Genomic DNA, 14,446 nt, shown 5'->3' on the forward strand with positions numbered 1-14,446 from the left:
GGGAAGGAACGTCCGATGCACACCATCAGATCCGGTCCGGCGCGCGCGGTCCTGCGGCTCCTCGTCCTCCTGGCGACGCTGCTCGGCCTGGCAGCCCCGCCCGCTGCCCACGCGGGCACCGCCGCGACACCGTTCAAGGTGCTGGCGCTCTACAGCGGCACCTGGGACGCGGCGCACATCGACTTCGTCAAGGAGGCGAACGACTGGTTCCCCAAGCAGGCCGCGGCGAACGGCTTCACCTACACGGCCAGCAACAACTGGGACCTGCTCAGCAACGGCGGTGTCGGCGCCTACCAAGTCGTGCTGTTCCTGGACGACTTGCCGCAGACGGCTGCCCAACGGACGGGTTTCGAGCAGTACATGCGGGGTGGCGGCGCCTGGATGGGCTTCCATGTCTCGGCCTTCACGACCAATGCGGCGGACTGGCCGTGGTACCACAACCAGTTCCTCGGCAGCGGCAACTTCAAGTCGAACACCTGGGGTCCGACGACGTCGGTCCTGAAGGTCGAGGACCGTACGCACGCCTCGACCAAGAACCTGCCCGCGACGTTCACCTCGTCGGTCAGCGAGTGGTACAGCTGGTCGAACGACCTGCGGCAGAACCCGGACATCAAGATCCTCGCCTCGGTCGACCCCAGCAGTTTCCCCCTGGGCACGGATCCCAACCAGTCCTGGTACAGCGGCTACTACCCGATCCTGTGGACCAACACGAAGTACAAGATGCTGTACGCGAACTTCGGCCACAACGCGATGAACTACTCGACCAACACCCGTCTGTCGTCGACGTTCGCGAGTGAGACACAGAACCGGTTCCTGCTGGACGGGCTGAAGTGGCTGGGCGGGGCCGACACAACCCCTCCCCCGGTGGACTCGATCTCCGAGACCTCCTGGTACTCGCTGACGAATGCCGCCAACGGCACCTGCGTGGACGCCCGTTCGGCCGCCACCGCGAACGGGACCGCGATCCAGCAGTACGCCTGCAACGGCACTCAGGCACAGCAGTTCCAGTTCCGCTCGACCGACAGTGGCTATATGCGGATCACCATCCGCGGCAATCCACAGCAGGTCATCGACGTGACCGATGTCTCGACCGCCGACAACGCGCCGCTCCAGCTGTGGAGTTACTCGAGCGGGCAGAACCAGCAGTGGCAGCCCGTGAAGGAGGCCACCGGGCGGTACCACTTCGTCGCCCGCCACAGCGGCAAGTGCCTGAGTGCGGCGAGTGCCTCGACGAACAGCGTCCAGCTCACCCAGCGCGGCTGCGACGCCTCTTCCGAACAGAGCTTCACGCTCACCGCACAGCCCTGACCGACCGGCCCCAGAGTGCCCCCGCCGCAGGCATACGGCGGGGGCAGCGGTCTCGATCGCGTAGGCCCATCCGGTACAGGTGCAGGACGTTCCGGGCTGCGTTGTGGTCGGCGTCGCCCGAACAGCCGCAGGCCGGGTTCTTGCACACGGACCCCGCTCGCCGGGCTACTGCGCGTGGTCGTCCATTCCCTGGTCAGCACGGGCCGTGAGCTATGTTGAATCCTCGTGGGACACGAAGGAGGCACATCGGTGCCATCGCCGCAGCAGGCACGCGCGCAGGCGTCCGCGATCACCTCGGGGAAGACGGTTCCGGTGGCGGGCGCGGCTCCCACGTCCCAGCTCAGGGAGTTGTTCGACGGGCCCCGGCTCTCGCCCGGCCAGCGCCAGATCGCCCAGTATCTGATCGAGCACATCACCGAGGCGGCGTTCCTGTCGATCACCGATCTCGCGGAACGTGTCGGGGTGAGCCAGCCTTCGGTGACCCGCTTCGCCGCCGCGGTCGGCTTCAGCGGCTACCCCGCGTTGCGCGAGAAACTCCAGGCCATCGCGCTCAGCACACTCGCCGGCGCCCCGGCCGCGCCCGCGCAGGACGGCACCAACGAGCTGCAGGCGGCGGTGGACGCCGAGATCGAGAACCTGGAGAACCTGCGGCGGGACTTCGCCGACCCGGATCGGGTGATCACCGTCGGCCGGGCGCTGTCGCAGTCGACCCCGCTCACCGTGCTGGGGCTGCGTATCTCCGTGTCACTGGCGGAGTACTTCGCGTACGCCGCCCGCCGTATCCACCCCGACGTCCGGCTGGTCACACGCGGCGGCAGCGTCGCGTACGACGCGCTGCTCCAGTCGCGCGAGGCGGGCGGCACCTGGCTGCTCGCCTTCGGGATGCCCCGGCACGCCCAGGAAACACTGACCGCCGTGCGCGTCGCGCGCAGTGCGGGTCTGCGGGTGGCCCTGATCACCGACCTGGCGCTCGGACCGCTGGCCGACGAGGCCGACGTCACCTTCACCATCGGCACCGGATCACGCCTCGTCTTCGACTCCTACGCCGCCCCCGTCGTCATGTCGGCGGCACTCCTCCAGGCCATGAGCGACGCCGATCCGGAGCGGACCCGGGCACGCCTTGAGGATTACGAGCAGATCGCCGAGCAGCACCAGTTCTTCCTCAAGGACTGAACTGAGGACTGAACTGCGCAGTCTGCCCCCTGCCCCTCTGGCATCACAGGATCATTCACACCAAATCTCACGTGAATTTTTTCATGTTCTTGCGTATCCGGCGGTATATATAAATACTTCCCAACGACCACTCGGGGCCGTCCGCTCCTACCCGCATGGGCCCCTGGTGGTCGGACGAGCCCCGCGCGAGCGGGCGCCCGTGGTGGCGGCCCCGGCCATCCCCTAGACCGGGGCCGCCCCAGAACCGCTGACCACCTTGCCGCCGACGTGACCCGGAAGCGATGAACATGGCTCTGACGTACTCACCGATCACCGCGGACTGGCCATGCCAGGTCAAGACCCCCGGCAGCTTCGACTGGGAGCGATCGGCGACCAAGTGGCTGCGCGACCTGGTGCCGGCCCGCTACGCGAGCTATCCGACGCTGATCAAGCATCCCGTTCTGCTCGGCCGCCACGCGCAGATCCAGGTGCAGCACGAGATACGGGTCGCCCGCACCGCCCTGCAGACCGCCCGAACCGAACTGCCCGCCCTCGGCCTGCACGAGTCGGTCATCGAACACACGATCAAGATGTACGCGGCCGAGGTGCTGCAGCTCAACCACATCGCCCGCAGCATCCGAGCGGTCACCCAGGCCCTCGTGGACAACAACACCGCGCGAAACTGAGGTCCCGGGCCCAGGTGGTGGTCCCGGCGGGATCATGACCGGGAGACGTCGTGGACATGCAGAGGTGGAGGACCGGTACCGCTGGTGGAGAAGTGGGATCCGCACAGGAGCCGACCCTCGATGTGCGGTGGATCCACGGCTCGCCGTCGGCCAAGCACAACACGGATCCCGACATTCAGGTGTACCCGTACGACGCGCACTCGGTGATCCTGCGGCAGAACATGGCGATCGACTACGAAGCACCCTTCCTGTTCCTCTTGTTCGGCGAGGCACGGGCCGTGCTGATCGACACCGGCGCCACGGCCTCGGCCGCGTACTTCCCGCTGCGCCGCGTGGTGGACGAGGTGATGGAGACCTGGCTGGCCGCCCATCCCCGGGACGGGTACGAGCTGTTGGTGCTGCACACCCACCCGCACGGCGACCACGTCGCGGGGGACGGTCAGTTCGCCGACCGTCCCGGCACCACGGTCGTGGACGCGGCCCGCGACAGTGCCTGGGAGTTCTTCGGGTTCCACGACGATCCCGACGGTGTCGCGCGGGTCGATCTCGGCGGCCGGGTGCTGGAGTGCCTGGCCACGCCGGGGCATCACGAGGCGGCGGTGTCGTTCTTCGACCCCTGGACCGGGTTCCTGCTCACCGGCGACACGGTCTATCCCGGCCGCCTGTACATCGAGGACTGGGCGGCCTTCACCCGCACCGTCGACCGCCTGATCGACTTCTGTGCCGGTCGGCCGGTCACGCATGTGCTGGGCTGTCACATCGAAATGACCCGACAGCCGGGTCGGGACTATCCCATCCGCACCACGTACCAGCCCGACGAACCACCGCTCCAGATGGCCGTGGAGCAACTGCGGGACATCCGCGCGGCGATCGCGTCCGTCGGCGACCGGCCGGGGCGGCATGTCTTCGACGACTTCATCATCTGCCGAAGCGACCTGCCGGACAGCGTATAGGAGGCCCGCTTCCCACACTTGGCCGAACCGGGAGCGATACGAACCCCGCGGGTGGGAAGACGACAGGGAGGAACAGCCCGCCGCGAGCCCTGGACGGATGGACGTACTCATGGATTCCACGACATGGACGGTGGTCGCCATCGTCGCGGTCCTGGCCGCCGCCGTACTCGGGGCGGCGATCGCCCTCCTGATCCGGCTCGTCCGTACCCGCCGAGACCTGCGCCGTGCCGGACTCCCGACCGGACCCCGCTGGGTCTTCTGGGGCGCCGTCGCCTACCTCCTGCTCCCGGCCGATCTGCTGCCGGACCCGATCTACCTGGACGACATCGGCGTACTCCTGCTGGCGCTGCGCTCGTTGCGCCGTGGCGAGGTGATCGAGGTACAGGGCAGTGGGAACCCTCGTACGAGAACAGGACGTTGACGTGGTGAGCGGGCCGGAGGCGTGGACGCCCGCGCCGGAGCTCCGCAGGGATCATCACTTCGACGGGCGGCACCATGAGCGAGCTGGTTCCCGGGGGCAATGTGCCCCTGCCGGGCGGCACCCTGACGATCCGGGTGCCGGGTCCCTTCGACGTCTCCGCGCTCATCACCGATGACAGCGGAAAGGTGCGCGGCGACGGTGACTTCGTGTTCTACAACCAGCCGACCGCGCCGGGGGCCCGGCTCGTCGCGGAGCACCTCACCATCGACCCGTCGGCCCTGCGGGCCGGGGCGAGCCGCGTCACCGTGGTCATCAGCCCCGCCGATCCCGGTACACCGCTGGGCCGACTGCCCACTCCCACCCTGCACCTCGCCGGTCCGGGCGGCCGCACCGTCGCCCGGTTCACCCCGCCGCGTCCGCAGCGCGAGACCGTGCTGCTGCTCGCCGAGATCTACCGGCGCGGCACCACCTGGAAGCTGCGCGCGCTCGGCCAGGGCTACGCGGACGGGCTGGCCGGCATAGCGCGGGACTTCGGGGTCGATGTCGCCGCGGACGACGCGACGCCGGTCGCGGCACCCGACCCGGACGGCTTCCTCGATCTGGTGAACTCGGTCCGCACCGCGGCCGGTTCCCCGCCCGTCTCCCTCGACGCGCGGCTCGCGGCCGCGGCGCGGGCACACGCCTCCGACATGGCCGCACGCCGGCTCCTCAGCTCCGAGAGCGCGAACGGCATCTCGGTGTACCAGCGCGTCACCTCCGCCGGTTACGCGTATCTCACCGTCGGCGAGCACCTCGTCTCCGGCCCGCGCACACCGGCCGAGTTCGTGGAGTACTGCCTGTCCACCGAGCAGTCCCGGCTCACGCTGTACGAGCCCGCGTACCGCCAGGCGGGGCTCGCGTACGTCGCCGACCACCGCTCGGGCGACATGTACTGGACGGCCCTGTGGGCACGGCCGTTCAGCGCCGACGGCCTGGCGCGGACGGCGAACGAGGTCGTCGCGCTGACCAATGCCGAGCGAGCCGCGGGAGGCCTGCCGCCGCTGGCCGTCGACCCCTTGCTGACCGCGGCGGCCCAGGCTCACAGCGCCGACATGGTGACCCGCGCCTTCTACTCCCACACCTCCCCCGACGGCAGCCGCCCCTGGGACCGGGCCGCCGCGGCCGGCTCCACCCGCCGCACCATCGGCGAGAACATCGCCTGCGGCCAGCGCTCCCCCACCGAGGTCGTCCGCGGCTGGATGAACAGCCCCGGCCACCGCGCCAACATCCTCAAGCCCGCCTTCACCCACATAGGCATCGGCCTCGCGGGCGGCGGCAAGGCGGGCACGTACTGGACGCAGCTCTTCGGCGGCTGACTGGCCACTTTCCGACTCACCTTCACATTCACCCCTGGACAATGCGACCCGCGTGCCGGGTCGGCGCGTAGAGATGGTGCCGACGCCGCATCCGCGGCGCGGTACGCAGAGAAATACCGGGAGAAGAATCAGATGGTCTCGAGAACGGTGGGCTCAGCCACGGCGCTGGGCGCGGTGCTGCTGTCCCTCCTGGCTGTGCCCGCGCAAGCGGCCGCCACGGACGTCGCGGGCACGGAGGCGGCGGCGCCGGACGACGCCGGGCTGCGGAGCGTACTGCACTCCGCGCTGACCCAGGGAGCCCCCGGCGCGATGGTGCGCGTCGACGACAACGGCACGGTCCACCTGTGGGCCGAGGGAGTCGCCGACCGGGACACCGGGCGGGCCGTCATCACGACCGACCGGTTCCGCGTCGGCAGCGTCACCAAGAGCTTCTCCGCGGTGGTCCTGCTGCAACTGGTCGACGAGGGCAAACTGAGTCTGGACACCCCGGTGAACAGCTATCTGCCCGGGCTGCTGCCAGACGACCGGATCACCGTGCGCCATGTACTGAGCCACCGCAGCGGGCTGTACGACTACACCAACGACATGTTCGCGCAGACGGTCCCGGGTTTCGAGGCGGTCCGCAACAAGGTCTTCAGCTACCAGGACCTGGTCAACCTGTCCCTGAAGAAGCCTCTCGACAACACGCCGGGCGCGGCCTATTCGTACTCCAACACCAACTTCGTCGTCGCGGGCATGCTCATCGAGAAGCTCACCGGCCACGCCGTGGCCACGGAGTACCAGAAGCGCATCTTCACGCCGCTGAATCTCAGCGACACCCTCTACGTTCATCCCCACACCGCCGTCCCGGGCCGCCACGTCAACGGCTATCTCACGCCCGACGAGACCGGTGCGGCGCTGGTGGACTCCACCGAGCAGACGCTGTCCTGGGCACAGAGCGCGGGCGCGATCGTCTCCAGCACGCGGGACCTGAACACGTTCTTCTCCGCCCTGATGGGCGGGCAGCTCATGTCCGCCACGCAACTCACCCAGATGCAGCAGTGGACGACGGTCAACAGCACCCAGGGCTACGGCCTCGGCCTGCGCCGCCGTGACCTGTCCTGCGGCATTTCCGTGTACGGGCACACGGGCACCGTGCAGGGCTACTACACGTACGCCTTCACCTCGAAGGACGGCAAGCGCAGCGTCGCCGCGCTCGCCAACACCTCCAACAACGCCACCGTGCTCAACACCATGGCCGGCACCCTGGAATCCGCGTTCTGCGGCAAGCCGTCGACCACGGCCACGACCAAAGCCACCGCGCGCAGGGTGACTCCCGTGAAGCAGCAGTACGAGGACATCGCACCGGGCGTCGCCCGCGACTGACGTGGCGAGGCGCGGCCGGACGGTCGGTCCAAATCTCCGGCCGCACCTCTCGGCGCTCATGACTTCTTCAAGTCGGCCCGGTAGGTGCGGTACAGCGCGCTACCTTCGTCACATCGCCTCGGGGGCGCACTGCACTTCTGGCAGCCGAGCAGATGATCGAAGTACGCCCGGTAGCTGCGGGGTGCACACGTAGGGCTCTGCTTCGACATGACGTTCTCCCCGTGGGTGGCGGCTGCTTCGCCAGTTATCGACCGATATTCAACAGCCTCATGAGCATATGCAGCATGACCGGCCGGGGACCTCGGATCGTTGCAGGGTAGCCGAATTCCAGCCCTTTGCCCTGATACTGATGACATGGAACCCGCCATCTTCATCCCTATGGCCCTGGACGACCTCCTGGAGCGGGCGACGTCGCTCGTCCGTCCCGGGCAGCGCGCGATCCTCGGCATCACCGGAAGTCCCGGCGCGGGCAAGACGACGCTCGCCGAGGGCCTGGTCCGGCGGCTGAACGGTGACGGGCCCGACTGGGTCGCGCACGTGCCGATGGACGGCTTCCATCTCGCGGATGTCGAGCTGGACCGCCTCGGCCGCCGCGACCGCAAGGGTGCTCCCGAAACCTTCGACGCAGGGGGTTACGCGGCGCTGCTGCGCCGGCTGCGCGACGAGGAGGACGGCGTCGTCTACGCGCCGGGCTTCGAACGGACCCTGGAGCAGCCCCTCGCGGGCGCCATACCTGTCCCTTCCACCGCCCGCCTGATCATCACCGAGGGCAACTACCTCCTCCTGCCGGACGAGGCATGGGTCCGCGTACGGTCGCACCTGGACGAGGTGTGGTTCTGCGAGCTCGACGAAGCCGAGCGCGTACGCCGTCTCGTCGCCCGCCACGAGGAGTTCGGCAAGGATCACGACACGGCGGTGGCCCGGGTGCTCGGCACGGACCAGCGCAACGCCGAGCTGGTCGCCGCGACCCGGGACCGCGCCGACCTGGTCGTCGGGGCGGCGGTCAGCGGGCGCGCAGCTCCAGCTCGGGTTCCCCTCGCGCATCGCCCGCGGGATTCGCGATCAGTGCGGTGAACGTCTCGGTGTGAACCGTCCGGCTCGCCGGTCCGTGTTCGAATGCCGGGGTGAAGGGGCGGGAGGGGCCGTAGCGGACGGCGAAGACGTTCAGGCCTTCGGGGGAGCCGGGTGCCGGATCCGCCTCCAGTGCGGTGGAGGTGATCAGGCGGTGCCAGCCGTCGTCGGGGTTGCCGTAGCCGCGCGGGGGGCCAGGAAGAGGTACGGCCACCAGCCCCCGCCCCGCCGTCTGGCGAGGCGGCGGCGCATGCGGTCGCGCTCCCGCTGGTCGGACGCGGTCGTGGGAGCGGACTGCTCCTTCACGACCTCGTCTGCGCGGTGGTCATACTCATCTCCCTGGCCCTGTCCCGGTGTTCAGATGTGCTGCGCGGCCTACTCGGCCAGGATCCCGGTCGCCTGGTCGAAGAACTCGCCGAGCTGCGCCTTGATCGTCTTCTTGCCGAAGGCGATGGCGAGGTTGGACTGGAACAGCAGGTCCCAGATCTGGTCGGCGCCGTTCGGCGGCGGCTGGGGGGTCGGCAGCGCGTTGCTCGCCTTGGTGACCCGCTTGGAGATGTAGTCGGCAATGTCCATGGACTTCTTGTCGGTGTCCGACAGTCCGGCGGAGATGAGGGCGCGGGACTTCTCGGTCGGCGGGAAGCCGCGTAGCATCTGCATGTTTTTGATCGCCGTCTCGTCCTGCGCGAAGAAGCTCATGATCTTCACCGAGTCGGCGATGTGCTTGCTCGCCTTGGCGGCGCTCAGCAGCACGCCGCCGTTGACGAAGTTGCCCTCGCGGGCGCCCGACCAGTCGCCCTGCGGGGTGGGCAGGAAGTCCAGGTTCGCGTCGGTGATCGCGCCGCCCGCACCGTAGACGCCGGAGTCGAAGGTGAACAGCGTCTTGCCGATGACCACGCCGTTCTTGGTGAGGTCGTTGTGCGCGGCCGAGGTGATCGCTGCGGCCGGGGAGGCATTGTCCTTGCGCATCTCGGCCCAGAACTCCCACCACTCCTGGAGGGTGTCCGGGGTGAAGCCGAGCGTCTTGCCGTCAGCGGCGAAGAACGGCTGGCCCTTCTCGTGGGCGAAGACCTCGAAGGCCTGGAGGGTGGCGCCACCGCTGTCGTCGACGCCGAACTGCTTGCCGCCACTCCTCTTGTTGACCTCGACCGCAATCTTCTTCAGGTCGGCCCAGGTCCACTCGCGGTCCGGCAGCTCCAGGCCCAGCTTCTTCAGGCCGGTGACGTTGGCGGTGAGGACGTTGACGCCGATGCCGGAGGGCACGCCGTACAGCTTGCCGTCGACCGTGCCGACCGCGAGCAGCGTCTTGGAGAAGCCGGTCAGGTCCAGGGACTTGCCGACGTACTCGTCGATCGGGGCGAGGACACCCTTGCGGGCGTACTGGGCGACCAGCGCGGTGTCCATCTGGAGCAGGTCGGGGGCGCTGCCGCCGGCGACCTGGGTGTTGAACTTGTCGAAGTACCCGTCGTACCCGGAGTAGGTCTCCTGGATCTTGATGTCCGAGTTCTTCTTCTGGAAGTAGGCCAGGGCCTTCTTGTACGCGGCGTGGCGGTCGTCGCTGCCCCACCAGGTCATGGTCAGCTTGTCGCTGCCGCCGCCTGCGCCGGTGCCCCCGCCGCAGGCGGAGAGCGACGTGCCCAGAGCGCCGGCGACGGCGATCCCGCTCGCGGTGCGGAAGAGGGTTCTGCGCGAAATCTGGTGACCCACCGGGTCCTCCCTGAAGGTGCATGACGGATCCCCCCGGCCGAAAAATCATGCGGCACGGGTGCGGTGTACTCGAAAGTCGCTTCCCGGGTGACGGCCTCGCCGGCCGTATCGCCCTACTCGGTGGGGTCCCCGGCCTCGGTGGCCGCCGCCCGCGAGCACGCCCTCGCCGGGCTGCCGTACGTCTGCGTACGGCCTGGACGTACACCCCGAGCCGACGTCCCGGCCGACCCAGAAAGCGCTGGTCCGGACATTGGCAGACCGATAAGGAAGCCGTCAATCTTTCACCTGCGCGCCTTCGGTCACGGTTTGGACTCCCTTGGCCACGGCGAGCCGGGCGCCACCAACTACGGTGCCGAGATCCCCGATCTGACTGCTGACCACGTCGGTGGGCCGGCTGAGCCGGCCCAGTTCGGCCCGCACCCCCGGAAGGAGCTGGGGATCCGCACCGGTGCTGCCGCCAAGGACGACAAGTCCCGGGTCCAGTACGGCGGTCACGGCGGCGGCCGGCCTCCCACGTCTGGGCTCGCGGGGCGTGGCAGGCACGCTCGCCGCCGCACACCCCAATGTCACGCTTTCCCCGTGCCGCTGACTTTCGACGACCTCCTCGACCGCGCCCGCTCCCTCGCCGGGCATCTGGTAAGGGAGTTGAACGGCACGGGCGAGTCGTGGGTGGCGCATGTGCCCATGGACGGCTTCCCTCTGGCCGACGTCAAGCTGGAGCGCCTCGGCCTCAGGGACCACAAGGGCGCGCCCGCGACCTTCGACGCGGCCGGGTACGCGGCCCTGCTGCGGCGGCTGCGCGAGGACACGGACGACGTGGTCTACGCCCCGGGCTTCGAGCGGGACTTGGAGCGGCCGATCGCGGGCGCGACCCCCGTCCTGCCGACGGCCCGGCTGATGGTGACGGAGGGCAACTACCTGCTGCTGCCGGACGGCTTGTGGGCGCGGGTGCGGCCGGCCCTGGACGAGGTGTGGTTCTGCGATATCGACGAGGCCGAGCGGATACGGCGGCTGGTCGCCCGGCACGAGGAGTTCGGCAAGGGGCACGACCAGGCCGTAGGCTGGGTGGCCGGCACCGACCAGCGCAATGCCGACCTGGTCGCGGCCACCCGGGACCGGGCGGACCTGGTGGCACCGGAGCCAGCGCTGCCCGCGCCGTACGACGCAGGCAGCAACCGGTGAACTAGTGTGATGCGCCATAAATGTTGAGGGTTAGTTCTTATCTGTTTTTTGGCTGCTGGTTCCGACCTTGGCGAGGTAGTCGGCTAGGGAGCTGAGGATCTCGTCGGCGGTCTTGGTCCAGGTGAAGGGCCGCGGGTTCTCGTTCCAGGTCTCGATCCACGCGGTGATGTCGCCCTCCAGGGCCTTCACCGACGTGTGAACGCCCCGACGGATGAGCTTGTCGGTCAACAGGCCAAACCACCGCTCGACTTGGTTCATCCAGGAGGAGCCGGTCGGGGTGAAGTGGACGTGGAATCGGGGGTGCTTGCCCAGCCATGTCTTGATCTCGGCGGTGTTGTGGGTGGCGTAGTTGTCACAGACCAGATGGACATCGAGGCCGGCCGGCACCGCCTTGTCGATCGTGACCAGGAACTTCTTGAACTCGATTGCCCGGTGGCGGCGGTGCAGTGCCGATATGACCGTGCCGTCGGCGATATTGAAGGCCGCGAACAGGCTGGTGATCCCATGCCGGTAGTAGTCGTACATACGCCGCTCGGGCATGCCGGGCATTATCGGCAGCACCAGCTGGGACCGGTCCAGCGCCTGAATCTGGGACTTCTCGTCCACACACAACACCACCGCCTTCTCCGGCGGGTGGTGATACAGACCGACGACGTCGACAACCTTGGCGACGAACTGCGGATCGGTGGAGAGCTTGAAGGAATCCTGCAGGTGCGGCTTGAGGTCAAACCGCTTCCAGATCCGCCCGATCGTCGATCTCGACAGGCCGGTGCGCTCAGCCATCGAGGCCCGCGACCAGTGCGTGCCCTTGCCCGGAGTGGACTCCAAGGTCGCCACGATGACGTCCTCGACCTGATCGAGCAGGATCGAGGGCGGCCTGCCCACCCGGGGCTCGTCGGACAAGCCATCGAGGCGCTTGACGATGAACCGGGCACGCCAGCGTTCCACCGTCGACTCATCAACACCGAGGTCGATCGCGGCCTGTTTGTTCGTCCCGCCCTCCGCACAGCACAGCACGATCTTTGCGCGCAACGCCAGATACTGGGCGGTCTTCGCCCGCCTCGCCCACCGGGTGAGCTGATCCCGCTCAGCCGTACTCAGGACCAGGTCAGCCTTCGGCCGACCGATACGAGCGGCATCCTCGAGCCCGGCCATCCGCTCAGCGGCGAACTTCCCGCGCCACTTCCTCACCGTCGCCACCGTCACGCCGACCTCTGTCGCCACACGCGCATTCGGCGCACCGTCCGCGCACGCCAGCACAATGCGCGCCCGCTCCACAAAACGCGGCGCCACCACCCCACTTACCCAACGGGACAACTCCGCGCGCTCCTCAGCGGACAGAGTGACTTCAACAGCACGAGGGCCCGGTGACATGAAAACAGGCTAGCGACTTATCCCTGAGATTTCTGGCGCATCACACTAGCGGGCGGAGAGGGCGAGTTCGGGATCGCCGTGGGCGTCGTCGGGCCCGATGACGGCCATGAACTCCTCGGTGCGCACCGTCAGGTCCCCTTCGAAGGACGGTGTCAAGTCACCGCCGGGTCCGTACCGTACGGCGAACACGTGCAGGTGGTCCGGTGCACCCGGCGCCGGTTCGGCCTCGTACGCGCTGGAAGCGACCAGGTGGCGCCAGCCCTCGTCCGGGTCGCCATAGCCGCGCGGGTCGGCGGCGAGGGCGAACGCGGCCTGCTCCTGGGTGAGTTCGGCACGCGCGTCGAAGTGGCCGACGCCCTGTTCCGAGGGGTGTGTGAGACGCAGCCCACCCGCCGCCGCGACCTCGCCCTCGGCGACCCGGCGCACCCGGTCCCCGTCGTCCGCCGCGTACGGCAGCCCGGCCAGCAGGTACGGCATCCCGTCGAGGCGTTCCATGGCCACCGTCACCCACAGGGTCGTGCCGTCCGTGACGTACAGGGAGCGCACCCGGCGCAGCACCTGGTCGCGGCCCACGACAGGCTTGCTCACCAGCTTGGCGATCAGGCCGTCGGCGTGGACGTCCCGGACCCGGACCTCGCCCATCGGCCGGCAGAACAGGAAGCCGTCCAGGACCGGGCCGAAGCCGTGTTGCCGGTTCACCGCCGCCGGAAGGTAGTAGGTGCCGGCCGCCTCGATCAGTGCCGGGGTCATAAGGTGGTTGAAGGCCACCGAGACCGCGCCCGCGCGGAGCTGATGGCGGGCCGGAACGGTCGACGAAGTGCGGTGCCAGGCGGTGGTGTCCTGGATCTGCCAGACCAGCATCCAGGCGAAGTGCCCGTCGACCCCGCCGTCCGGCTTGACCGCGTGCCGGCCCCAGCTGGTGTCGCCCCGGTAGCGGCCCAGGTCGGAGCCGATACGGGCGCCGAAGTAGCGCAGTCCCAGGACAGACTCGAAACCCGAGTGCTGTTCGCTGTAGCGGGGACCGCCGTTGTCGAAGCCCCCGTTCGGCAGCCGGGCGTCGATGTACCGGGCGAGCGCCTCCCCGTCCTCGGCGAACATCTGCGCACCGCTGATCCGATGGGCCTGGGCGAGGAAGGACAGGGAGATCGGACCGTAGTTGTTGTCGTAGGCGCCGCCGTGCTCGGGCGGAAGCAGGGCGCCCCGGTCGAGGACGCGGTGGGCGCGGATCCTGTCGGTGTACAGGGCGAGCGCCCGCTCGCGGACCGGCTCCGCCTCCTCGGGCGGGAGGTGCCGTGCCAGCATCAGCCCGCCGACCACACACCCGATCGCCTGGTTGCCGGCCTCCTGCGGGTTGAAGAAGGTGGCCTCGGTCAGCCGGCGCCAGTAACCGCGGCCCACCTCGACGAGCTCTGCGCGCTGTTCGTCGTCGACCAGACCGTCCGACAGGTCCAGGATGTTGACGGCCTGGAGCAGCGCCCACACCGTGCTGGGCCAGTCCCCGATCGGGTGAGCGCCCGCCGCCAGGACGTAACGGGCGTACGGCAGGCCGGAGTCGCGGACCTTCAGGTTCGGGTAGCCGGGGTTGTCCTCGGTGTAGACCCGCTCGCGCAGATGGAAGGCGAGGCTGCGGTGCACCGCCTCCGGCAGCCGCGGGTCCTTGCCGCGCTGCCAGGCGAGGGCCAGCAGCGAGGTGATGCCGAGGGAGGTGTCGCCGATGTCGTCCACACAGTCGGGGTGTTCGAGATTGCCCTCGGGCGTGAGGCGGGCCAGGGCCTGCTCCACGACGTCGGCGAGGACCGCGTCATACGCCTCGGGCGTGTCCGGCAGGTCGTGCAGCGGTCCGAGCTGGCGGAGGAGGTGCACGGGTGGATC

13 protein-coding genes and 1 pseudogene are annotated in these 14,446 nt (G+C 68.9%); 9 read left to right on the top strand and 5 right to left on the bottom strand.

Translation table 11 applies throughout. The features are described from left to right. Window positions 1-15 precede the first annotated feature (15 nt). The 8 genes from AB0D57_RS07720 to AB0D57_RS07755 all read left to right on the top strand — a co-directional run bounded on the left by AB0D57_RS07720 (window position 16) and on the right by AB0D57_RS07755 (window position 8,314). Window positions 16-1,308, top strand: a complete 1,293-nt coding sequence (locus tag AB0D57_RS07720) for a ThuA domain-containing protein (protein WP_362068333.1) — start codon at window positions 16-18, stop codon at window positions 1,306-1,308. A gap of 249 nt (window positions 1,309-1,557) precedes the next feature. Next, window positions 1,558-2,481, top strand: coding sequence for a MurR/RpiR family transcriptional regulator (locus tag AB0D57_RS07725; protein WP_362068336.1), 924 nt, complete (start codon window positions 1,558-1,560; stop codon window positions 2,479-2,481). Between the two features lie 287 nt (window positions 2,482-2,768). Further along, window positions 2,769-3,146 carry a hypothetical protein gene (locus AB0D57_RS07730; protein ID WP_362068339.1) on the top strand — a complete coding sequence of 126 codons (378 nt, stop codon included), beginning with the start codon at window positions 2,769-2,771 and terminating at the stop codon, window positions 3,144-3,146. 92 nt (window positions 3,147-3,238) lie between these two features. Next, on the top strand, window positions 3,239-4,099 hold the full coding sequence (locus tag AB0D57_RS07735) for an MBL fold metallo-hydrolase (protein WP_362068342.1): 861 nt from the start codon (window positions 3,239-3,241) through the stop codon (window positions 4,097-4,099). A 109-nt stretch (window positions 4,100-4,208) separates the two neighbouring features. Continuing rightward, entirely contained in the window at window positions 4,209-4,520 is a 312-nt protein-coding gene (locus AB0D57_RS07740) for a DUF1232 domain-containing protein (protein ID WP_362068345.1), read from the top strand. Window positions 4,521-4,594: 74 nt separating this feature from the next. Then, window positions 4,595-5,875 carry a CAP domain-containing protein gene (locus AB0D57_RS07745; protein ID WP_362068348.1) on the top strand — a complete coding sequence of 427 codons (1,281 nt, stop codon included), beginning with the start codon at window positions 4,595-4,597 and terminating at the stop codon, window positions 5,873-5,875. Window positions 5,876-6,007: 132 nt separating this feature from the next. Next, window positions 6,008-7,240 (top strand): serine hydrolase domain-containing protein, encoded by a 1,233-nt coding sequence (locus AB0D57_RS07750; protein WP_362068351.1) that lies wholly within the window; start codon window positions 6,008-6,010, stop codon window positions 7,238-7,240. Between the two features lie 372 nt (window positions 7,241-7,612). After that, the gene (locus AB0D57_RS07755) at window positions 7,613-8,314 is read left to right on the top strand and encodes a nucleoside/nucleotide kinase family protein (RefSeq protein ID WP_362068517.1); all 702 of its coding nucleotides are present in this window, start codon (window positions 7,613-7,615) and stop codon (window positions 8,312-8,314) included. Here AB0D57_RS07755 and AB0D57_RS07760 read toward each other — a convergent pair. From AB0D57_RS07760 to AB0D57_RS07770, 3 genes and pseudogenes are all read right to left on the bottom strand, one after another. Further along, on the bottom strand, window positions 8,244-8,525 hold the full coding sequence (locus AB0D57_RS07760) for a hypothetical protein (protein ID WP_362068354.1): 282 nt from the start codon (window positions 8,523-8,525) through the stop codon (window positions 8,244-8,246). The two genes, AB0D57_RS07755 and AB0D57_RS07760, sit on opposite strands and share 71 nt — an antisense overlap. A gap of 161 nt (window positions 8,526-8,686) precedes the next feature. Continuing rightward, the gene (locus AB0D57_RS07765; RefSeq protein WP_362068357.1) at window positions 8,687-10,018 is read right to left on the bottom strand and encodes an extracellular solute-binding protein; all 1,332 of its coding nucleotides are present in this window, start codon (window positions 10,016-10,018) and stop codon (window positions 8,687-8,689) included. Window positions 10,019-10,291: 273 nt separating this feature from the next. Then, window positions 10,292-10,531 (bottom strand): annotated as a pseudogene (locus AB0D57_RS07770) (hypothetical protein); the annotation flags it as partial. A gap of 66 nt (window positions 10,532-10,597) precedes the next feature. Here AB0D57_RS07770 and AB0D57_RS07775 point away from each other — a divergent pair. Continuing rightward, window positions 10,598-11,200, top strand: coding sequence for a nucleoside/nucleotide kinase family protein (locus tag AB0D57_RS07775; RefSeq protein ID WP_362068360.1), 603 nt, complete (start codon window positions 10,598-10,600; stop codon window positions 11,198-11,200). 30 nt (window positions 11,201-11,230) lie between these two features. On the opposite strand, the gene AB0D57_RS07780 is transcribed toward AB0D57_RS07775, so the two are convergent. Next, entirely contained in the window at window positions 11,231-12,574 is a 1,344-nt protein-coding gene (locus AB0D57_RS07780) for an IS630 family transposase (protein WP_362068363.1), read from the bottom strand. Between the two features lie 45 nt (window positions 12,575-12,619). After that, on the bottom strand, window positions 12,620-14,437 hold the full coding sequence (locus AB0D57_RS07785; RefSeq protein ID WP_362068366.1) for a hypothetical protein: 1,818 nt from the start codon (window positions 14,435-14,437) through the stop codon (window positions 12,620-12,622). Window positions 14,438-14,446: the final 9 nt, after the last annotated feature.

This window comes from Streptomyces sp. NPDC048275 (assembly GCF_040652275.1).
Classification (GTDB): domain Bacteria; phylum Actinomycetota; class Actinomycetes; order Streptomycetales; family Streptomycetaceae; genus Streptomyces.

Excerpts from the sequence above, each read along its gene's own strand:
- AB0D57_RS07730 (WP_362068339.1), top strand. The coding sequence starts at position 2,769 with ATGGCTCTGACGTACTCACCGATCACCGCGGACTGGCCATGCCAGGTC.
- AB0D57_RS07750 (WP_362068351.1), top strand. The coding sequence starts at position 6,008 with ATGGTCTCGAGAACGGTGGGCTCAGCCACGGCGCTGGGCGCGGTGCTG.
- AB0D57_RS07780 (WP_362068363.1), bottom strand. The coding sequence starts at position 12,574 with ATGTCACCGGGCCCTCGTGCTGTTGAAGTCACTCTGTCCGCTGAGGAG.
- AB0D57_RS07720 (WP_362068333.1), top strand. The coding sequence starts at position 16 with ATGCACACCATCAGATCCGGTCCGGCGCGCGCGGTCCTGCGGCTCCTC.
- AB0D57_RS07745 (WP_362068348.1), top strand. The coding sequence starts at position 4,595 with ATGAGCGAGCTGGTTCCCGGGGGCAATGTGCCCCTGCCGGGCGGCACC.
- AB0D57_RS07740 (WP_362068345.1), top strand. The coding sequence starts at position 4,209 with ATGGATTCCACGACATGGACGGTGGTCGCCATCGTCGCGGTCCTGGCC.